The sequence below is a fragment of the Candidatus Poriferisocius sp. genome, from assembly GCF_965202595.1.
Lineage (GTDB): Bacteria > Actinomycetota > Acidimicrobiia > Acidimicrobiales > Bin134 > Poriferisocius.
In genome coordinates, this window is sequence record NZ_OZ241836.1 from 1833905 (window position 1) to 1856680 (window position 22776).

General features: G+C 62.9%; 13 protein-coding genes. 1 reads left to right on the forward strand and 12 read right to left on the reverse strand.

What is annotated here, in order from left to right; genetic code table 11:
• Window positions 1-75 precede the first annotated feature (75 nt).
• The 7 genes from ACOGXC_RS08435 to rpsO all read right to left on the reverse strand — a co-directional run bounded on the left by ACOGXC_RS08435 (window position 76) and on the right by rpsO (window position 8383).
• Window positions 76-1734, reverse strand: coding sequence for a ribonuclease J (locus tag ACOGXC_RS08435; RefSeq protein ID WP_419917753.1), 1659 nt, complete (start codon window positions 1732-1734; stop codon window positions 76-78).
• Between the two features lie 53 nt (window positions 1735-1787).
• Entirely contained in the window at window positions 1788-2681 is an 894-nt protein-coding gene (dapA, locus tag ACOGXC_RS08440; protein ID WP_419917754.1) for a 4-hydroxy-tetrahydrodipicolinate synthase, read from the reverse strand.
• Window positions 2682-2697: 16 nt separating this feature from the next.
• Window positions 2698-3351 carry a transcriptional regulator gene (locus tag ACOGXC_RS08445; protein WP_419917755.1) on the reverse strand — a complete coding sequence of 218 codons (654 nt, stop codon included), beginning with the start codon at window positions 3349-3351 and terminating at the stop codon, window positions 2698-2700.
• Between the two features lie 287 nt (window positions 3352-3638).
• The gene (locus ACOGXC_RS08450; RefSeq protein WP_419917756.1) at window positions 3639-4358 is read right to left on the reverse strand and encodes an SURF1 family protein; all 720 of its coding nucleotides are present in this window, start codon (window positions 4356-4358) and stop codon (window positions 3639-3641) included.
• Window positions 4359-4532: 174 nt separating this feature from the next.
• Complete coding sequence (dapB, locus tag ACOGXC_RS08455) at window positions 4533-5303, reverse strand: 4-hydroxy-tetrahydrodipicolinate reductase (protein ID WP_419920049.1); 771 nt, start codon at window positions 5301-5303, stop codon at window positions 4533-4535.
• A 7-nt stretch (window positions 5304-5310) separates the two neighbouring features.
• Window positions 5311-8013 carry a polyribonucleotide nucleotidyltransferase gene (locus ACOGXC_RS08460; protein WP_419917757.1) on the reverse strand — a complete coding sequence of 901 codons (2703 nt, stop codon included), beginning with the start codon at window positions 8011-8013 and terminating at the stop codon, window positions 5311-5313.
• Between the two features lie 100 nt (window positions 8014-8113).
• A complete protein-coding gene (gene rpsO, locus ACOGXC_RS08465; RefSeq protein WP_419917758.1) occupies window positions 8114-8383 on the reverse strand; it encodes a 30S ribosomal protein S15 in 270 nt (89 codons plus the stop codon).
• Between the two features lie 194 nt (window positions 8384-8577).
• On the opposite strand from rpsO, the gene ACOGXC_RS08470 reads away from it, so the two are divergent.
• Window positions 8578-9447 (forward strand): PfkB family carbohydrate kinase, encoded by an 870-nt coding sequence (locus tag ACOGXC_RS08470; RefSeq protein WP_419917759.1) that lies wholly within the window; start codon window positions 8578-8580, stop codon window positions 9445-9447.
• A gap of 79 nt (window positions 9448-9526) precedes the next feature.
• Here the strand turns inward: ACOGXC_RS08470 and ACOGXC_RS08475 are convergent, their stop codons facing one another.
• From ACOGXC_RS08475 to rbfA, 5 genes are all read right to left on the reverse strand, one after another.
• Window positions 9527-14713: a fibronectin type III domain-containing protein gene (locus tag ACOGXC_RS08475; protein ID WP_419917760.1), complete on the reverse strand. Its 5187-nt coding sequence runs from the start codon at window positions 14711-14713 to the stop codon at window positions 9527-9529.
• A 265-nt stretch (window positions 14714-14978) separates the two neighbouring features.
• Complete coding sequence (locus tag ACOGXC_RS08480; protein ID WP_419917761.1) at window positions 14979-20177, reverse strand: fibronectin type III domain-containing protein; 5199 nt, start codon at window positions 20175-20177, stop codon at window positions 14979-14981.
• 274 nt (window positions 20178-20451) lie between these two features.
• Window positions 20452-21396 (reverse strand): bifunctional riboflavin kinase/FAD synthetase, encoded by a 945-nt coding sequence (locus ACOGXC_RS08485; RefSeq protein ID WP_419917762.1) that lies wholly within the window; start codon window positions 21394-21396, stop codon window positions 20452-20454.
• A 70-nt stretch (window positions 21397-21466) separates the two neighbouring features.
• Window positions 21467-22345 (reverse strand): tRNA pseudouridine(55) synthase TruB, encoded by an 879-nt coding sequence (truB, locus tag ACOGXC_RS08490; RefSeq protein ID WP_419917763.1) that lies wholly within the window; start codon window positions 22343-22345, stop codon window positions 21467-21469.
• Window positions 22342-22707 carry a 30S ribosome-binding factor RbfA gene (gene rbfA / locus ACOGXC_RS08495; protein ID WP_419917764.1) on the reverse strand — a complete coding sequence of 122 codons (366 nt, stop codon included), beginning with the start codon at window positions 22705-22707 and terminating at the stop codon, window positions 22342-22344. Before rbfA ends, truB begins: the two co-directional genes overlap by 4 nt.
• Window positions 22708-22776 lie beyond the last annotated feature (69 nt).

Sequence of the window (22776 nt, forward strand, 5' to 3'; positions counted from 1 at the left end):
CCGTATCATTGTCAACACCCACAACCAACGGTTACCCCCACCACCACCCGAACGATCACCGGGCCGCGACCCCGCTCAAAGCTCAACCACCACCGGAACGATCATCGGGCGGCGACCGGTGTTGTGGTTCACGAATTGGCCCGCCGCCCGCCGGACCAGCCGCTCCAAACCGTCCCCCTCACCTCCGGCCAGGTAATCCTGCACCGCGGCGGCCACCTCATCAGCCCCGGCCCGCTCCAGATCCCGAGCGTTACCGTCCCCCACCCAACCCCGGCTGATGAAGCGGGGACGGTTCACCAGCCGACCCTTCGCCCGGTCCACCACCACCACCACGGTCACAACCCCCTGGTTACCGAGAATGGATCGGTCGCCGAAGAGCTCCGGGTTGCTCTCGATGAACTTCCCGTTCACATAGAAATAGGCCCCCGAGGTCACCTTCCCCCGGTTGATCAGACCACGGTCGCTCAATTCCACCTGCTCGCCGTCACGAGCCGTAACCACCCGATCGGAGGGCATACCCATCTTGATGGCCAGCTCGGCGTGGGCGATGAGGTGGCGGGCCTCGCCATGGACGGGCACGAAGTACGCGGGATCGGCAACGGTATGCAGCGTGCGCAGTTCGTCCTGCTTGCCATGGCCGGTGGTGTGCACCTCCATCCGGTCGCTGTGGATCACATCGGCCCCCCGGCTCACCAGGTTGTTGATCATTCGGGCCACACGGGCCTCGTTGCCGGGGATCGCGCTCGAACTCAGCACCACCACATCCGCCGACCCTATGTCGATCCAGCGACTGTCGCCGGTGGCGGCCAGGGCCAGAGCCGAGCGGGGCTCCCCCTGCGAACCGGTGGACACCACGCACACCTGTCCCGGAGGGTAGCGATCGGCTTCGGACACATCCATGAACGCTCGGTCGGGCAGCCGGAGCAAGCCCAACTCCCGGGCCAGGGCGAAGTTGCGCTTCATGGACATACCCAGCGTGGCCACCTTGCGCCCCGACCCCACCGCTGCATCCACCACCTGCTGAACCCGATGAACATGACTGGAGAATGCCGCCACCACCAGCCGCTGGTCGGGATGGTCGGTGAACACCCGGCGCAGCACTTCTCCCACCTCGGTCTCCGACCGGGAACTCCCGGGAATCTCGGAGTTGGTGGAGTCGCACAGCAGCAGCCGCACTCCCTCGTCGTGGGCAATGGCCCCGATCCGGGCCAGATCGGTACGGCGCCCATCAACCGGGTTCAAATCCAGCTTGAAGTCGCTGGAATGCAGGATCACCCCCTGAGGGGTGCGGATCACCGAGATCAATCCGGAGGGGACCGAGTGGGTGACCGGGATGAACTCGCAGTCGAACGATCCGATACCGACACGATCGTGATCACCGATGGGTACGAGTGTCGTGCGGTTGACCACCCCGTGTTCCTCGAGGCGGTGACGGATCAGCCCCAGGGTGAACGGGGAGGCATACACCGGGAACGAGAACCGGCCCAGAACATGAGCTAGCGCCCCGATGTGGTCCTCGTGGCCGTGGGTGCACACGCAGCCCACGATGCGATCGGCCCGATCGTGGAGATATTCCAGGTCGGGTAGGACGAAGTCGGCCCCCGGCATGTTCTCATCGGCGAACAGCACCCCGCAGTCCAGCAGGAGCAGCTCACCCCGGCATTCGATCGCCGCACAGTTCCTCCCAATGTCTCCCAACCCCCCCAGAAAGGTGATCCGGACCGGGTCAGCCATGGCCACCTACAACCACTCCCAGGGAAAAACCCAAACAAACAATCCGGACCGGCTCAGCCATGGGGGGCCAAGCGGGTGCCTGCGAGAACTGCGGCCGCGGTATCCACCAACCCGTCGGGCTCGACATCCATGGGGGGGCGGCATCGACCCACCGGAAGCCCGATAAGCCGCATCATGGTTTTGGTCGGGATGGGGTTGGGCGCCGCCGGCCCGGTCTCGTAGTCGTAGGAGGGGATCAAACCGGCATTGATCCGGCGGGCGGCGGCCACGTCGCCACTCGAAAAAGCCGTGATCATGTCGGCGTGCTCGGCACCGCTCCAGTGGGTGGCCACGCTGATGAACCCCACCGCTCCGACGGCCAGCAGCGCCAGATTCAAGCTGTCGTCACCGCTGTACACCTCGAAACCCTCCGGAGCCCGAGCGATCAACTTGGCGGTTTCGGCAGGATCACCGGCGGCATCCTTGAGCCCCACGATGTTGTCAACACCATGAGCCAGCTCCAGCAGCGTTTCGGTGTCCACTTTGCGTCCGGTACGCACCGGTATGTCGTAGATGACAACCGGGAGGTGGGTAGCGGCGGCCACCGTGCGGAAGTGCTTGGCCAGACCGGCCTGGGAAGGGCGGTTGTAGTAGGGGGCCACCAGCAGGATGCCGTCGGCACCGACCTCGGTGGCCCGCTCGGTGAGTTCGACGGCTGCGGCGGTGTCATTGCTGCCCGCTCCGGCCACCACCGGTATGTCCACCGATTGGGCTACCGCCTCGATAAGTTGGATCTGCTCGTCATGGGTCAGGGTCGGGGCCTCACCAGTGGTGCCAGCCACCACCAACCCCTCGCTTCCGTGGTCGGCCAGCCATCGGGCCAGCAAAGCGGACGCTTCCAGGTTGAGCGAGCCGTCATCACCAAACGGCGTGATCATGGCGGTGATCACCCTGCCGAATCGGGCCATTGATCCTCCTTGTGCTTCATGCCTCGGCGATATCGGCGACCGTCTCGGTTGCCCGGTCGATTCCCAGGGTCACCAGCAGGTCCTCGTGCAGCTCGAACCACACTTCATGGTAGGAATCAACCGAGGGTTTGGTGAACCAGTCGAGGTCGCCGCCCAGCACCCGGCCCAGGGCGAGGTCGAACCGGTCCCCGTAGTGACCGAAACGGTCGAGCTCGCCGGCGAGCTGAGCGGTGATCGGCTGAACCCCACGGTTGATCTCGGCCAGGCGGCCGATGACCGCAGCGTCGTACTCGGGATCGGTGTGGTCGTTCACCGTCAGACCATCTCTGACCTGAAAATCGGTGCAGGCCGATTTCAGCTCGGGGTCCAGAACCATGAACGACCGGTAGAGCTCGTGAACCTGCGGTCGCCGACCGGACCGCTGGATCTGATCGGCCACCCGCCGCTCTCCCTCGGTCCGGCCCGGTGCCAGCAGCATCCACCCCTGGGACCGGCTCCCGGCCCGGTAGCGCACCCACCCCTGCTCGGCCAGATCCCTCAACACATCACCGGCGTGGGCGGTGGCCAACCCGGCCGCCCGAGCCACCGCGGCATCGTCGGCCATACCCTTGATCCGCAGAGCATGGAGCACCCGCATCACCAGATCGTTTGTCTCTGGCGGACGGCTCACCGTTCCACCCTATCCCACCCCCACCTCCGGCCCGCCCCAGTATCGGTTTCAAGCCGGCGATGAGCTGCGACGCATCATCAAGGGGTAACCAGCGAAAAGCTGCGACGCATCATCAAGGGGTAACCAGCGAAAAGCTGCGACGCATCATCAAGGGGTAACCAGCGAAAAGCTGCGACGCATCATCAAGGGGTAACCAGCGAAAAGCTGCGACGCATCATCAAGGGGTAACCAGCGAAAAGCTGCGACGCATCATCAAGGGGTAACCAGCGAAAAGCTGCGACGCATCATCAAGGGGTAACCAGCGAAAAGCTGCGACGCATCATCAAGGGGTAACCGACCGATGTGATGGCGGCGAATACGAACCACTGCACGGCATAGGCAAGATGGGATCCTTCCCCCAGGTCGGGAGCCGGAGCGGGAACGGGCAGTTCACCGGTCGGGGGGTTCTGGGATTGGAGTTGTACATAGACCGGGAGCAAATCGGTGTCGAGTTGCCGGGCCAGGCGAGCCAGGTCGGGGCGGGCCATTTCGGTCAGCACCCCTTGAGGGGGGTCGTCCTGCTGGAGCCCAACGGCGGTCACCGTGGCCCGCAACAGTCCGATCACCTCAACCGGCCCGGGAATCGGGGCGAAAGCCGCGGGGGACGGATCCAAAGCGGCACCGCGGGAAATCCAACCCCGGTTGACCGCCACCGTGGCCCCGGTATCGAGCTGCAACGGGGTGAGAACCCAGTACCCGGCCGAACCCTGGTAGGTCCGGTTGCGAATCAGCACCTGATCCGCCGGTTGGTAGACCCCTAAGGCTCGGACCGTGCGGAACTCGATCTCCTGCCCCACCTCGTAGGAATCGTGGATGCCCACCAGGTTCTGCACCTCGGCAACGGGCAGTTCGCCCCGGTCGGTGATGAGGCTGTTTCGGTCTTTGCGCTCCGACAACCGGTGGAGCTGCCAGAACCCGGCGGTAACCATGGCGGCCACGGCCAGCAACACGGTTACATGCAGCAGCAAGCGCCGGAGCGACGCAACCGGGGTTGGAGAGCTCCGCGATTTCTTCGACCCCATAGTTACATGCAGCAGCAAGCGCCGGAGCGACGCAACCGGGGTTGGAGAGCTCCGCGATTTCTTCGACCCCACAATTACATGCAGCAGCAAGCGCCGGAGCGACACAACCGGCCCGGTCGGCTAGATGGCCAGCAGGGTGTCGAGACCTACGATGAGCCCCGAGTGACCCGGGACGGCTTTCACCGCGGCCAGCACACCGGGCATGAACGAGGCCCTATCGGTGGAGTCGTGGCGGATGGTGAGCGTCTGGCCCTCGGTGCCCAGGATTACTTCGTGATGGGCCACCATCCCCCCCATCCGCACCGAGTGCACCCGGATACCGGCAGGCCCCTCAGCCCCCCGCACCCCGGTCAGCATTTCATGTTCGGTAGGATCGGGGGCCCACGTACTTGAGGCGGCCGCCATCCTTTCCACGGTGAGGCGGGCCGTGCCCGAGGGAGCGTCGATCTTGGCGTTGTGGTGCAGTTCGATCACCTCGGCGGTGTCGAAGTAGGGCGCGGCCAGCTCGGCAAACCTCATCATCAGCACCGCGCCGATGGCGAAGTTGGGGACGACGACGCAGGCTCGGTCGGCGCTGGTGAACGCAAAATCGAGCCGCTCGAGATCCTCACCGGTAAGCCCGGTAGTACCCACAACCGCGTGAATGCGCTGCTCGGCCAGCCAAACCAGGTTGTCGCGGGCGGCATCGGCAATGGTGAAATCAACCACCACTTCGGCTCCGGCATCGGCCACGGCCTGACGGTGGGCGGCCACGACTGCCCCTCCCGCCGCCACCCCCACCCGATGAGGATCGACCGCGGCCACCAGCTCCAAGTCGGGGTCGGCCGCCAATGCCTCGCATACGGTGGCCCCCATTCTGCCCCCCGCTCCGAACACCCCTACCCGAAGCATTGCGGGATCAGCGCGAGGGGCGATTGCGGTCGCGGTCGCGGTCGCGACCTCCTCCATGGCGATGAGAGCCCCCATCCGGTCCGAGATCGCCGAACTCATCCCGTAGCTGGGCCTCGAAATCAACTTCAAAGGAAGCCACCTGGCCAGGACCTCCCCGGCTGTCACCGTCCCGACGGCCTCGGCCACCCCGATCATCGGAACGACGATCCCTACCACCACGATCCCGATCATCGGAACGACCACCCCTACCACCACGATCCCGATCATCGGAACGACCACCCCTACCACCACGATCCCGATCATCAGAACGACCACCCCTACCACCACGATCCCGATCATCAGAACGACCACCCCTACCACCACGATCCCGATCATCAGAACGACCACCCCTACCACCACGATCCCGATCATCAGAACGACCACCCCGACGATCCCGATCCCGATCATCAGAACGACCACCCCGACGATCCCGATCCCGATCATCAGAACGACGATCCCTACCACCCCTATCCCGCTCCGTATCATCGGTGGAGTCGCTGTCGTCGCCGACCAGCTTGAGTCTGATCTTGCCGTTGGGGTCGATGTCCTCCACGAAAACCTCGAGGTCGTCGCCCAGGGAGACCACATCCTCAACCCGGTCGATCCGACGACCCCGACCGAGCTTGGAGATGTGCACCAAACCGTCGCGGCCCGGAAGGATGTTGACGAATGCTCCGAATGATGTGATGTTCACCACCTTCCCGAGGTAAACCCCACCCACATCGGCAGTGGGCGGATCCAATATCAAACGGATTTGACGCTCGGCTTCGGCCACGCTGTCCCGGTTGGACGAAGAGACGGTGACGATTCCGAAGTCCTGGCCGTCGTCCACGTTGACCTCGGCCCCGGTCTCGGCCTGAATGGAGTTGATCACCTTGCCCTTGGGGCCTATGACCTCGCCGATCTTGTCCAGCGGTATCTCGAACTTGACAATCTTGGGCGCGGTGGGCCGGACATCGTCCCGAGGGGCATCTATGGCCCCGGCCATAACCTCCAGGATCTTGAGCCGGGCATCACGGGCCTGGTTCAACGCCCCCGCCAAAACATCGGCGGGCAGGCCGTCGATCTTGGTGTCGAGTTGCAGGGCGGTCACGAAGTCGGCCGTACCCGCCACCTTGAAATCCATATCGCCGAACGCATCCTCGGTGCCCAAGATGTCGGTAAGCGTGATGTAGTCGCCCTCGTGGAGCACCAGCCCCATGGCAATCCCGGCCACCGGGGCTTTGATGGGCACACCGGCATCCATGAGCGACAGCGTGGACGCACACACCGAACCCATGGAACTGGAACCGTTGGAGGAGAGCACCTCCGACACCAGGCGCAACGTGTAGGGGAACTCGTCCATATCGGGGACGACCGGAATCAGGGCTTTCTCGGCCAGCGCGCCGTGTCCGATCTCCCGGCGCTTGGGACCCCGCATGAAGCCGGTCTCCCCGGTGGAGTAGGGGGGGAAGTTGTAGTGGTGGATGTACCGCTTCTTGTCAACCGGGTCGATCCCGTCGATCATCTGATCCATCCGGGCCGTGCCCAGCGTGGTGATGTTCAGCACCTGGGTCTCACCCCGCTCGAACAGCCCGGATCCGTGGACGGTCTCCACCATCCCCACCTCGGAAGCCAGCGGGCGGAGGTCGGACACTCCCCGGCCGTCGATGCGGGTACCGTCCTTGGCGATGCGGGTACGCACGATGCTCTTGGTAAGCGATCGGATCGCGGCCGATATCTGCTGGTCAACCCCTTCAACATCGCCGAACCGGCCGGCCAGAGCCTCGGTGATCTCGTCGGTGGCCCGAGCCTCGGCATCCTTGCGGGCCGCCTTGTCGGCTATGGCCATGGCCGTGGCCAGCTTGCCGGCCCCGACCTCGGACACCGCGGCCTCCACCTCGGGGGTGTAGTCGGCCTGGAGTTCGTACTCCATGGGGGACTTCACCTCGGCGGAAGCGATCAGCCGGCGTTGAAGGCCCACCGCTTCTTTGATCCACTGCTTGGACTGCTCCAACCCCTCGGCCAGGGCAGCCTCATCCACCTTGGGGGCACCGTTGCTGTAGTGCAACCAGCACGCTTCGGTGCCGTTGGCCTCCACCATCATGACGGCCACGTCGCCGTTGTCCAGCACACGACCAGCAACCACCATCTCGAAGGTGGAATCGGCGCTCTCCTCGTAAGTGGGGTGGGGAATCCACTGGCCCTCGACGCTGTGTGCCACCCGCACCGCCCCAACCGGACCGGCGAACGGGATTCCCGAGATGCTCAGTGCGGCCGACGCGCCGTTGATGGCAACCACGTCGTAGGGATTCTCCTGATCGGCGCTCAGAACCGTTCCGACGATGTGAACCTCGTTGCGAAATCCATCGGGAAAAGAGGGCCTCAGGGGACGGTCGATCAGGCGGCAGGTCAAAATGGCGGACTCGGGAGCCCGACCCTCCCGGCGGAAGAACGAGCCGGGGATCTTGCCCGCGGCATACATCCGCTCCTCGATATCAACGGTGAGAGGGAAGAAATCCGCCCCCTGCCGAACCCGGCGGGCCGCGGTGGCGGTAACCAGGATGGTGGTACCACCCATACGGGCCACCACGGCCCCATCGGCCTGCCCGGCCAGACGACCTGCCTCCAATGACAGGGTTTTGTTGTCCGCGCCGCCCAAGACGGCTGAAACGGTGATGGCTTGCGCCACTTTTGCTCCTCTCCGGATCATTCTGGATCCGAGCGGACCGTATGCTTCCTCCTGGTCCGCTTAATTGTTTTTCATATGTCGCCTCGGCGGCACTCGCTGGTCAGCGGCGAAGCCCGAGTTCTGCGATGATCCCGCGGTAGCGCTCCACATCGTTGTCCTTGACGTAGTCGAGCAACCGCCGCCGCCGGCCCACCATTATCAACAAGCCTCGCCTGCTGTGGTGGTCCTTGACATGCACCTTCAAGTGTTCGGTGAGGTGGTTGATCCGCTCTGTGAGCAGTGCGACCTGAACCTCGGGTGAGCCTGTATCGGTGTCGTGAAGGCGGTGTTTCTCGATTGTCGCGGTCTTTGACAGTAGCTTCTCAGCCATCCTTACTCAATGTCCGTCAGTCAGAAAACGGGCATCTGCACTGCTCCTTGCCGTACCGGTGCCCGGGGGACGGGTTCAGGTTAGCACCCTTCAACCCAAAACACCCACCCGAGAGCTACCAGTTATTCGAGAGATGCCATCTTCGGGCACGCTAGTTTCAGAGATACTACAGGGATACCAGGGATAATAGTTGCATGAAGGTTGTGTCCTTCGGGAGCCTCAACTACGACCTGTCCATCTGGCTCGACCGGCTTCCCGGCCCCGATGAAACGTTGCGGGCCCAAAGAATGGGGGTGTTCTCCGGGGGCAAGGGGGCCAACCAGGCCACCGCCGCGGCCCGGCTCGGAGCCGCGGCCCACCTGGTGGGTTGCGTGGGCAACGACGATCGGGGCCGCTGGCTGCTGGACACGCTCAGCGGCAACGGGGTGAACATCGGCCATGTCCGGATATCCCAGGAGCCCACCGGGACCGCGGTGCCGCTCATCACCCCCTCGGAGGTTTCCATAGTCATCGTTGCCGGAGCCAACGCCGATACCGGGATGGCCGATGCCGATGAAGCCGAGGCGGTGATTACCGGAGCCGATGTCCTGCTTCTCCAGGGCGAGGTGGGAGCTGCGGGGGCCCAGCGAGCGGCCCAGATCGCCCGCTCGAGCGGGACCGCGGTGCTCTTCAACCCCGCTCCCGTCGACCCGGTACTGGTGAAGGCGGTCACTCCCCTGGCCGATGTGCTGGTGATGAACCGGGCCGAGCAGGCCCAGGTGGCGGCCATCGGGCCGCGAACGGACCAGTGCGAAACGGTAATCACCCTGGGCAGCCGGGGTGCCCTCATAAACGGGGTGGAGGTTCCCCCCTATCCGACGCAGGTGGTGGACCCCACCGGTGCCGGTGATGCCTTCTGCGGTGCGTTGGGCGTAGCGCTGGCTGAGGGTCGCCCCTTGATCAAGGCCGCCCGCTTCGCCAATGCCGCCGGGGCCCTGGCGGTGGCAACATCGGGGGCCCAGCCATCCATGCCCACCCTAACCGCCGTCGAATCCCTGCTCGATGCCCACCGCGAGGGGGTTTAGGGGGTTAGTGGGTCCCCGCCGGGGTTGACCCCCGGGTGGTAGGGGGCACCCCGACGGGGAGAAATTAGGTGGAAGTTGGTTAGGCGCAGATGTCGTTGTTCAGATCAGCAACACTGTCGCCGTAACTGCCACGACCCAAGCGGCGGCACTCCTCAGCAAGCACAGCCCTGTACTCGTCACGGTAGGTGGCGGCCAGGGTGTCGCCGGCCTTTTGACGGGCTATGGCCTCACGCCGGGTGTACGGAAGCGAACACACATCGGCCACCCCGTCACCATCACTGTCCAACGGGTAGGTGGTGGGCCCACCCAGGGAACGGTTGGCGCACCAGGAGGGGCCGGTAATGGTGCCCGAGTAGTAGGGGCCACCGTCGTTGGGCGGCGGGAACCCCGGAGCGGCCAACTCATCACCGCCGCAAGCCTCGCTACCGGGCTGGTTGGCGCACTCAGCGTTGACAAGCCGGCGATACAAATCCGGGTACCGGTTGGCCAGGGTGATCACCGCGTTGTGGCGGGCTATCGCCTCACGGCGCGTGTAGGGCAGCGAGCAGATGTCGGCCACCCCATCACCGTCGCTGTCAAGGGCGAACAAGCGAGCCCCACCCAAAGAGAACTCCGCACAGAAACTCGGACTATTGACAGGACCGGAGTAGTAACCCTCATCACCAGCCCGGTCATCGCCAGGAACGATGGTGGGCGAGGTGCCCGCGGGGCCGGCCCCCACCGCGTTCACCGCTCGCACCTCGAAGGTATAACCCACCGGGCCGGTACCGGTATCGACCCCTGATACAACCGTGCGGGTCACAGCCGCACCAACATCCGCCCAATCACCAAAACCAGCGCTACCGACCCGGGTACGCCACTGCCAACCCGTCACCGCAGACCCACCATCACCACCCGCCATCCAAGTAACAGTGATAGTGCCATCGGTGGCGGCAGCAGACACGGTGGGGGCAGCGGGTACTGCCGCCGGTGTCGCCGCAACAGTAGCCACAGCACCAGCCCCCATCGCGTTCTGAGCTCTTATGTGGAACGTGTAACTAGTGCCATTAGCGAGGTTCAAAACGGGCACCGAGGTTGCATCAGCACCCAAACCCATGCCGGCCAGGTCCTGCCACTGGCCATCATCAACCCGCAAATGCCAACCCGTCACCGCAGACCCACCATCAACACCGGGTGTCCACGACAAAGTAACCGTACCGTCACCGGACGTGGTGGTAACCGTGGGAGCTTCAGGCACCGTGGCCGGCATCGCGGTGTCAACCCCAACGGTACCGTTGCCCATCGCGTTCTGGGCTCGAACCTGGAAAGTGTAAGTAGTGCCATTGGCGAGGTTCTGAACAGGCACCAAAGAGGTGCCAGCCGGATAATCAACCCACTGGCCGGTACCGGTGCGCAACTGCCAACCCGTCACCACCGAACCCCCATCACCACCAGCCGTCCAGCTCACCGTCACCATCTTGTCACCAGCGGTGGTGGTAACCGTGGGCGCAGCAGGCACCGCCGCCGGGGTCACCGTCGCAGTACCAACAGCACCGGCACCAATCCTGTTCTGAGCCCTGACCTCAAAGGTGTAGGCAACACCATTGGTGAGGCCACCGATGTCACGGGTGGTGGTAGCAGCAGGGACATCAACCCAAGCCCCGTAACCAGCAGTGCCGGTTTTCATCCGGTACTGCCAACCAGTAACCGCATCAGCCCAGTTGGACTCCCCCACCACACCGCTAGCACCAGGACTCCAGTTCAAAGTGACCTTCATATCCGCAGCGGTGGCGGTCACCGACGGCACCGGGGGCACCGCTGATGGGGTGACCGCCTCGGACTCGAACGCCGCCCCAATCACCTGAACATCGGTGGTTATGGCCCGCACCTGGAACGTGTAAGCCCGCCCGTTGGCGAGATCATCCACCACCAAACTACGGGCTGCGGCCCCACCAGTAACGATCGTCCATGAACCGTAACCCCCACCAGCCGTTTTCATGCGGTACTGCCAACCCGTAACCGTGCTGCCCCCCGTGTTCGTCGCCGCCCATGACAGCGTGACCTGCCCATCACCAGCAGTGGCTTGCAGCGAACCGCCAGCAGGTGCACCCACCGGCGTCACCGGGCCGACCACACCTGCGGCGGGGCCCGCACCGAATTGGTTCACCGCTCGCACCTCGAAGTCATAGGCCACCCCATTGGTCAAGCCCCATACCGGCACCCCTGCTGATTCCGCCCGATGGCGGGCCGGTGGGGTTATGCGAGCTCCCAACGATGCCCACGCATCAAAACTGCCACTACCGGTGCGGCGCACCCGAACCTCATAACCCAAAACAACAGAACCACCCACCGGGGCCAACAAAGTAACCCTCACCCCACCATCGGCCGGCACCACCCTCACCTGGCGGGGCGCGGTGGGCGTCTTACCGGGGGTGACGGATAATGACTGCGCCTGGGCACCCTTGTTGACAGTGGTAGTCACAGTATCCAAAACACCCTCGCTGTCCAAGGCCACCAACGCGTTCACCGCCCGCAACCGGAACCGGTACGAGGTGCCATTGGTCAAACCCTTCACCACCGCTTGAGTCGTCGACGGCCCCGAACCCGGAACCGGTGTCCAAACACTGTCCCAACCACTCCATGAGGTATTCGCGCCCGCAGCTTTTGAATCCTTGATGTACTCCCAACGAATAATCGGAGGACCCCCAGACCCCACCGACATCCACGACAACGACACCTCACCATCACCACCCGAAGCCGTCAAACCCGCCGGCGCGGGCGGTGCCACACCCGGTATCACCACCCTATCCGGAATGGCATCGGCGGCTTTGTTCAACAAACCGGCACCGTTGGAATACAACGCCGGACCCACCAACCAACCGGTACCGTGCCGGTTCCGCGCCCTGACCCTAAACTCATAGGCCACCCCATTACGCAAACCCGACACCGTAATCCCATCGCCCAAATCGGTTCTCTTCGCAGACTGCCCCGGGAACCTTTGACCAGTACCGGACACCGCCCACGGCGACCACTCACCCCCGGCGGGACGATACGAATACTCCCAAACCGTGTCATCATAAGTACCATCGGTATCGGTGAAAGCATTCTCATAACCAACCACAAAACCACCAGAACGCCTCACGAACCTCGCTTTGGGTCGAACGATGTTCAACTTCACCTGACCATTACCCGGCACCGCCAACACCTCCGGACGCGTCAAGCTAGCACCCCACCAACCATCAGCACCCGGCAAGCCTGGAGCCCCGAAAACAAACGGCTCCGACTCGACCGCATAACCCACACCCAAATCAGACACCGTCCGAGTCCTAAACGTATACGTCTTCCCAACCTCAAAAGTCATCCCACCAAAAGTCTCGGTTGCCCTACTCAACCTACCCTGTTGAGTGAACCACCCACCCCACTGCCCATCACCGACCTTCCACGACCACTCAAACCGCAAACGCTTACCACCATGAAGATAACTCACAGGAGAGTTTGCCCCCATATGAGGCCGACTACCGGCCTTGCGGGGATCACCAGTATAACCCCTAAACAACACGGTGTAAGCCATAGAAGGAACACCCTTGGCAATGTTCACCCTCACAACCCCCGACTCCAAACCCACACCCCTAGCATTCTCCGCCCGCAACACAAAATAATGCTCCCCCACCTTCAAAATCCCCACACACAACCCAACAAAACAGGCAGTTGCATTCTTATAGTCAAAAGTCCGATACTGGGGCACCGTAACCGTCGACAACCCCCCACACCTCGGATCCGCCCCCTCTGTGTTATCACACAAATTATGCCACACTGCGCTGGTCAACCCGTCCACCGTTGTCGCCCGCTTCAACTGCCACTTCGTCACCGGGGAACCACCATCGGAACCCGTCCACGACAACACCACCTGATGCAACCCTATAGTGTAATCCGACACCACCTCTGCTGACACCGCCGGCGCTGCCGGAGCCGTACCCGGATAAACAACCCCCACAGTTTCGGCCACCGCACCCGCACCAACACTGTTCACCGCCCGCACCCGGAACCGATACCCGGTGCCCGCCGTCAAACCCGTAACCGTAAACTCTTGAGTCGTGGAGTCACCCGGTATCGCCACCCAACCACCCCACTGCCCATCACCGGCCCGCAACGAATACTCATACCGCCTAAACCCACTAATAGCAGTACCACCAGATAAATTAGCCGGATTGTTCCACCTCAACGTCACCGACGACTCCGTCACCGTCGTCGTCTCCAAATCACGAGGCACCCCCAGCAACGCACCCAAATACACAAACCCAGAACGCGCCCCCACACCCCCACCCAACGCGTTAACCACCCGCACCTCAAATACATAACTCTTGGTGTTATCCAAACCACTCGCAAAATAAGACCTAACCCCAGCCCCACCAGGAACCCTCATCCACTGAGCAAGCCCCAAACCGCCGTACCCCTTGTCTGACCATCGGACTTCCCAACCCGTTACCGGGGAGCCAACCACCCCCGGCTGCTGCCACGACAACAACGCCGACTTATCCCCCGGTGTCACCACAAAGTCACGAGGAGCACCCGGCGCACCCCCCACCACCACCGGCCCCACCTCACCGGTGGCACCATTGCCATGCTTGTTAACCGCCCGCACCCTGAACGAATACCCAACATCGTTGGTCAAACCCGACACCACAAACGAATCACGATACTCAGCCGCCACAACCGAACTCCCACGAATCAAATCCGGCATCGGCGACCACACAGACCACTGCCCATCACCTTGTTTGATCGCGTACTCGTACCGCAAAATATTAGCAAATCCCGCCCCTGCCACTTTACCCTGAGCCTCGGTCCACTTCAACTCCACCTGAGAATCGGAAACAACCGCCCGCAAACCCCCCGGCGCTAATGGAACACTAGACACCACATCTGTCCCTAACAATACAATACGGCCCGCTCCCGCAGCGTTCACCGCCCGCACCCAGAACCGGTAGGTGCTACCAATCGTCAAACCCGACACCACAAACGACCGAGCAGCCCCACCCCCGGGCACCGGCCGCCACACAACCCCACTACGATCCCCCGAGGTGGGCGCTAACCCCGTAGAAGTAACCACCACCCTATCCACCGGCGGAACCCACGTGGTTCCACCATCGGTCGACCGCGAAAACACATACTCATAACCCACAACCCCCACAGTGGCTGGCGGCGGCCCCCACGACAACCGCACCTGACCACCACCCAACACCACCACCTGCGGCGACGACGGAGTGTTCGGCACACTCTGCGCACCCACACCCCCCACCCAAACCAACACCGACCCCAACAACCCCACCAAAACCAGGAGCCCAAACCAGGGCAGCCCTAAACGACTACCCCCCCCCCCGGCTAGAGCTCAAACCAACCCGCAAAAAACTCTGCATAACCCCCTACTATAACCACCACCCCCCCCCCCCGCAAGCATTCACACCACAAAGCAATCAGCAGGGGTGGGTCCCCGCCGGGGTTGACCCCCGGGTGGTAGGGGGCACCCCGACGGGGAGAAATTAGGTGGAAGTTGGTTAGGCGCAGATGTCGTTGTTCAGATCAGCAACACTGTCGCCGTAACTGCCACGACCCAAGCGGCGGCACTCCTCAGCGAGGATGGTTCTGTACTCATCGCGATAGGTTGCCGCCAGGGTGTCACCGGCTTTTTGGCGGGCTATCGCCTCACGACGGGTGTACGGCAACGAGCACACATCAGCCACGCCGTCACCATCGCTGTCCAATGGGTAGGTGGTGGGCCCACCCAGGGAACGGTTGGCGCACCAGGAGGGACCGGTGATGGTCCCCGAGTAATAGGGGCCACCGTCGTTGGGAGGCGGGAACCCCGGAGCAGACAACTCATCACCCCCACAAACCTCGGCACCGGGCTGGTTAGCACACTCAGCGTTCACAAGCCGGCGATACAAATCCGAGTACCGATTCGCCAAGGTAATCACCGCATTGTGCCGGGCTATGGCCTCACGCCGGGTATACGGCAACGAGCAGGTGTCGGCCACCCCGTCACCGTTGCTGTCCAAAGCAAACAAGCGGGCCCCACCCAAAGAGAACTCCACACAAAAACTCGGGCCGGTAACCGGGCCGGAGTAATAACCCGGGCCGCCAGGAGCGTCACCACTAGGAGCGCCATCGCCGGGGGTAACCGGGGAAGAGGTACCCGCGGGGCCGGTACCGACGGCGTTGATGGCCCGTACCTCAAACACATAACCCACCGGGCCGGTACCAGTATCAGTACCGGTCACAACCGTGCTGCTCACCGCCGCCCCAACGTCGACCCAATCACCAAAACCGGCGCTCCCAACCCGGGTACGCCACTGCCAACCCGTCACCACAGAACCACCATCATCACCGGGTGTCCAGGTGACGGTAATGGCCCCATTGGTGGTCGTTGCTGTGACGGTGGGAGCAGCGGGGGTCGTCGCCAGCATCGCCGTAACAGAGGCCACAGCACCGGGGCCCATCGCGTTCACCGCTCTTAAGTGGAACGTGTAACTAGTGCCATTAGCGAGGTTCAAAACGGGCACCGAGGTTGCATCAGCACCCAAACCCATGCCGGCCAGGTCCTGCCACTGGCCATCATCAACCCGCAAATGCCAACCCGTCACCGCAGACCCACCATCAACACCGGGTGTCCACGACAAAGTAACCGTACCGTCACCGGACGTGGTGGTAACCGTGGGAGCTTCAGGCACCGTGGCCGGCATCGCGGTGTCAACCCCAACGGCACCAGCCCCCATGGCGTTCTGGGCTCGGACCTGGAAAGTGTAAGTAGTGCCATTGGCGAGGTTCTGAACAGGCACCAAAGAGGTGCCAGCCGGATAATCAACCCACTGGCCGGTACCGGTGCGCAACTGCCAACCCGTCACCGCAGAACCCCCATCACCACCAGCCGTCCAGCTCACCGTCACCATCTTGTCACCAGCCGTGGTGGTCACCGCCGGCACATCGGGCACCGTGGCCGGTGTCACCGTCGCGGTAGCGGCGGTACCGGGGCCAATCCTGTTCAGCGCTCTGACCTCAAAGGTGTAGGCAACACCATTGTTGAGGCCACCAACATCGCGGGTGGTGACCTCAGCAGACACATCAACCCAAGCCCCGTAACCGGTGGTGCCGGTTTTCATCCGGTACTGCCAACCAGTAACCGCAGCAGCCCACGAGGATTCACCCACCGCACCGCTAGCACCGGCTGCCCAGTTCAAAGAGACCATCGTGTTGCCCGCGGTGGCGGTCACCGACGGCACCGGGGGCACCGCCGAGGGGGTGACCGGATCGGACTCGAACGCCGCCCCGATCACCTGGGTGTTGGTGGTTATGGCTCGTGCTTGGAAGGTGTAGGCCCGCCCGTTGGCCAAACCATCCACCACCAAACCCCGAGCCGCGGCACCCCCGGTGACGGCGGTCCATGAACCGTAACCCCCACCGTTGGTTTTCATGCGGTACTGCCAACCCGTAACCGTGCTACCTCCCGTGTTCATTGCCGCCCACGCCAGCGTGACCTGCCCATCACCAGCAGTCGCAGTCAGCGCACCACCGGTGGGTGCGCCCACCGGTGTTACCGGACCAACCACCCCCGCGGCGGGGCCGGCACCGAATTGGTTCACCGCCCGCACCTCGAAGTCATAGGCCACCCCGTTGGTCAAGCCCCGCACCGGCACCCCCACAGATTCAGCCAGGTGGCGAGCCGGTGGGGTGATGCGAGCTCCCAACGATTGCCACGCATCAAAACTGCTGCTACCGCTGCGACGCATCCGAACCTCATAACCCAAAACAGCAGAACCACTCTGCGGAGCCAACAAAGTGACCCTCACCCCACCATCACCGGGCACCACCCGCACCTGGCGGGGCGCGGTGGGCATATTGCCGGGGGTAACGGATAATGACTGCGCCTGGGCACCCTTGTTGACAGTGGTGGTCACAGTATCCAAAACACCCTCGCTGTCGAAGGCCATCAAAGCGTTCACCGCCCGCAGGCGGAACCGGTACGTCGAACCGTTGGTCAAACCCTTCACCACCGCCGAAGTCGTAGACGGCCCCGAACCCGGAACCGGCATCCAAACACTGTCCCAACCACTCCATGTGGTCGCGCCCGCAGCTTTTGAATCCTTGATGTACTCCCAGCGGATGATCGGCGGACCCCCAGACCCCACCGACGTCCACGACAACGTCACCTGGCCATCACCACCCGAAGCGGTCAACCCTGCCGGCGCGGGGGGTGCCACACCCGGGATCACTACCCTGTCCGGCATAACATCACCGGCTTTGCTATGCAAACCGGCACCGTTGGAATACAACACCACACCCGCCAACATGGTGGTGCCGTGCCGGTTCCGCGCTCTAACCCGGAACTCATAGGCCACCCCATTGCGCAAACCCGACACCACGATCCCATCAGTGTTAACCGCGGTGCTGGTCGTATCCCGCCCCGCGAACCTTTGACCCGTATTGGACACCGCCCACGGCGACCACTCACCCCCGGAAGGACGATACGAATACTCCCAAACCGTGTCATCATAAGTACCATTGGTATCGGTGAAAGCATTCTCATAACCAACCACAAAACCACCACCACGCCTTATAAACGTTGCTTTGGGTCGGACGATGTTCAACCTCACCTGACCATTACCCGGCACCGCCAACACCTCCGGACGCGTCAAGCTAGCACCCCACCAACCATCAGCACCCGGCAAAGGCGGAGCCCCGAAAACGAACGGCACCGACTCGCCCGCATAACCCACACCCAAATCAGACACCGCCCGGTACCTGAACGTGTAAGTCTCCCCAACCCGGAAAGTCACCTCATCAAAAAGCTCGGTAGCATCCAAACTACCCTGTAGAGTAGACCATCCACTCCACGGCCCATCACCCACCTTCCACGAATACTCTAACCGCAAACGCGTACCCCCCTGAAGATAACCACTAGGAAAACTTGCCCCCATATGAGGGCGACCATCGGTGCGGGGATCACCAGTATAACCCCTCAAAAACAAGTTCGTCGCCATAGAGGGAACACCCTTGGCGATGTTCACCCTCACAACCCCCGACTCCAAACCCACACCTCTAGCATTCTCCGCCCGCAACACAAAATAATGCTCCCCCACCTTTAAACTCCCCACACACAACCCAACAAAACAGCCGGTTGCATTATCGTAATCCAAGGTCCGAGGCCTGGGCAAATTCACCGTCGACAACCCCCCACACATCGGATCCGCCCCCGCGGTGTTATCACACAATTCCTCCCACGAAGCACTACCCAACCCGTCCACCGTTGTCGCATGTTTCAACTGCCACTTCGTCACCGGGGAACCACCATCGTAACCCGTCCACGACAAAACCACCTGATGCAACCCTATCGCGTAATTCGACACCACCTCCGCGGACACCGCCGGTGCCGCCGGCACCGTCCCCGGATAAACAACACCCGTCTCAGCCACCGCACCCGCACCAACACTACTCACCGCCCGCACCCGGAACCGATAACCCACCCCCGCCGTCAAACCCGTAACCTCAAAACTTATACTCGCGAGAGCCTCGCCACCCGGTACCGTCACCCAACCACCCCAATCACCATCACCAGCCCGCACCGAATACTCATACCGCCGAAGCTCCGCACGCCTAGATACATTAGCCGGCCGGTCCCACCTCAGCTCCACCGACGACTCCTTCACCGTCAGTATCGTCAAATTAGGAGGTGCCTCCAGCAACGCACCCAAATACACAAACCCGGAACGCGCCCCCAAACCCTTACCCAACGCGTTAACAGCTCGCACCTCAAACACATGTACTTTGGTATTATCCAAACCAGTCACATAATAAGACCTAACCCCAGCCCCACCAGGAACCCGGTTCCAACCAGCATTCCTCAAGTTTATGTAATCACCGTCCGCCCATCGGACTTCCCAACCCGTTACCGGCGAGCCAACCACCCCCGGCGGCTGCCACGACAACAACGCCGACTTATCCCCCGGCATCACCACAAACCCACGAGGAGCACCCGGCGCACCCCCCACCACCACCGGCCCCACCACACCGAAAGCACCATCACCATGTTTGTTGACCGCCCGCACCCTGAATGAATACCCAACATCGTTGGTCAAACCCGAAACCACGAACGAATCGCGATCCTCAGCCGCCACAACCGCATTGTTCGAAATCAAATCAGGTATCGGCGACCACACCGACCAACCCCCATCGCCTTGTTTGATCGCGTACTCGTACCGCAAAATAGTGGTAAACCCCGACCCTGCCACCTCACCCCGAGCCTTGGTCCACTTCAACTCCACCTGGGAATCGGAAACAACCGCCCGCAAACCCGCCGGTGCCGGCGCAACATCAGACATCCAATTCCCATCATCCGGACTCATCCTCACAATCTGACCCGCTCCCGCGGCGTTCACCGCCCGCACGAAGAACCGGTAGCGGCTACCAACCGTCAAACCCGACACCACCACCGACCGAGCAGCCCCACCACCGGGCACCGGCCGCCACACAACCCCACTACGATCCCCCGAAGTAGGCGGCAACCCCGTAGAAGTAACCACCACCCTATCCACCGGCGGATCCCAATTGGTCCCACCATCGGACGACCGCGAAAACACATACTCATAACCCGAAACACCCACAGTGACCGGCGGCGGCCCCCACGACAACCGCACCTGACCACCACCCAACACCACCACCACCGGCGACGACGGAGCATTCGGCACCGACTGCGCAACCACACCCCCCACCGAAACCAACACCGACCCCAACAAAACCAGGGGCACAACAAACCAGAGCAGCGCTAAACGCCTACCACCCCACCCACCCGAAACAACCCGATGAACCATAGCAAGGCCACCCTTTCCAAAACGACCAGAACCACAAAGCCCCGGCCAAGAACGAATAACTATCTCATAACATTATCTCTCACCCCCCCCCCCCCCCCCCACGCAAGTACCCTCCACAAAATCCCACCCGGAAGTGGAGTTGCCCAGGTTTTGTGGACAGGCCGGATCAGCTCTTGGTCAGGATTTCCCGAGTGAGGGCAACATCCACCCGTAGTTGCTTGACCAGGGATTCAATCCCATCAAAACGGTGCTCACTCCTCAGCAGCTCCACGAACTCGACTCTGGCCTCCTCCCCATACAGGTCGCCATCGAAGTCCAGCAGGTGCGCCTCCAGCAGTGATTGCTGGGCATGCTCGTAGAAGGTGGGACGCCGCCCTATGTTGATGGCAGCCATGTACCGGGACCCATCGGGTCGGGTGTACCAACCGGCGTACACCGCATCGGCGGGCCAGGCCATGACCATGGAAACGGGAATGTTGGCGGTGGGAAACCCGATGGTCATCCCCCGCCGATCCCCCATCACCACCCTGCCCCTTATCTCGTGGTAGCGCCCCAGCATGGCCGACGCGGTACGCACATCCCCACCGGCCAGCGCCCGGCGCACCGCCGTGGAGGAAACCGGCTCGGGCCACTTCTCATCGTGATGCAAAAGCTTCACCGCATGGACCTCGAACCCCATCTCCCGGCCGTACTCGCGCAACCTCTCGATGTTGCCCAACCGGGCCCGCCCGAAATGGAAGTCCTCCCCCACCACCACGCTCCGCACTCGCAACCTCTCCACGAAAACCTGGCGCACGAAATCCTCTGCGGTGGTGTAGGCCCGGTCGAGGGAGAACTCGATCAGGTACACGTACTCGATGCCGGCCTCCTCCAGCAGCTCCAGCTTCTGATCGAGACTGTTCAGGAGCTTGGGGGCGTTCTGCGGCCGCAGGACCAGCGCCGGATGGCGGTCGAAGGTCACCACCGCGGGGGCCACCTCCAGCCGTTTCGCCTCCGCCAGCAGGTTGTCGATAACCGCTTGGTGGCCGACATGAACACCGTCGTACACCCCGATGCTGGCTGCGGTCTCCATGCTGTTCCCCGGACGACCGAAGTCTTGGATGACCTGCACGCCAACCGACGGTAGTGGTCAAAACCTCGATCCAAACAATCCCCCCTCACCCAGCCGAGCCGGCGGAAGATTATGGGGATATGACCACCGCCGGTTTCACCCAACCCTCGGTATAGGGTTCGTAAACGGCCAGGAGCCGGCCTCGAGAATCCAGCACCGGCCACGGCCCCCCACCGGCACCGCCCAGCTCATCGGCCCCCAGAACCTGCCCGGCAATCACCCGCCGGCCAAGATCCTCACCGGCGGTAACCGCGGGATGGTCGCGCAGGGCCGCTCCCATGGGCAAAAGAACCGGTGAGTCAACCGGATGAGCCTCGGAAACGGTGAACGAACCAATGGCCAGGCGCCGCAGCGCCCGGACATGCCCCCCTCCCCCCAAGGCCCTTGCGATATCAGCCCCCAGCGAACGAATGTAGGTACCCGACGAACAACTCACCTCCATCCGGTACACCCCGGTACCGATGCCCACCGGCGCAACCACCAGGTCATGGATGATCACCGGGCGGGCCTTCCGCTCCACCTCGATGCCCTGTCGGGCCAGCTCATGGAGACGGCGGCCTCCAACCTTGACGGCCGACACCATGGGGGGAACCTGCATGATGTCGCCGACAAAATCGGCTGCGGCTGCGGCCACCTCCTGCGGACCTATCCCCGCCATGTCATGGATCGCGGTGACCTCACCGGCCGCGTCCAGCGTGGTGGTCTCCACCCCCAGCACCAACTCGGCCTCGTACTGCTTGACCAGCGGGGTCAGGAATCGCAACAGCCGGGTTGCCCTTCCCACCCCCAGCAGCAGCACTCCGGTGGCATCGGGATCCAGCGTCCCGGAATGGCCGATCTTGCGAGTACCGAGCACACCCCGCGCCTTGGCCACCACATCGTGTGAAGTCCAACCCGCTTCCTTGTCCACGACCGCAAGCCCCTCGACCGCTCCCTTTTCTTCACTCATTGTTGATTCAAATCTCGCAAAATCCGATCTATCCGCTCCCCGGTCGGGATCGAAGGGTCGGGGGCGAAGATCAGCTCGGGCACCCTGCGGGTGGATGCCGATCGGGCCACCGCCTGCTTCAACCAGATGCGGTGCTCCTCCAACGCTTCCAAGGCTCCCCGGATGGCCTCATCATCCAAACCGCTGATGTAGACCACCGCTCGACTCAGCTCCGCAGTGGTGTCAACCCCGGTAATACTGGCCAACTCCAGGCGGTCGTCGTCCAGACGGGCCAGCTCGGAAGCCAGTATTTCTCGCAACAACTCGCCGAGCCGAGCCGAGCGGGAATAGTGGGAGGGGCGCGATGCCCGGCGGCGAGACACGACTACCCTTCGGATCCAGGGTAACTACCAACGGCGAGAACGTGCACCAGCCCGGAATCCCTGGAACGG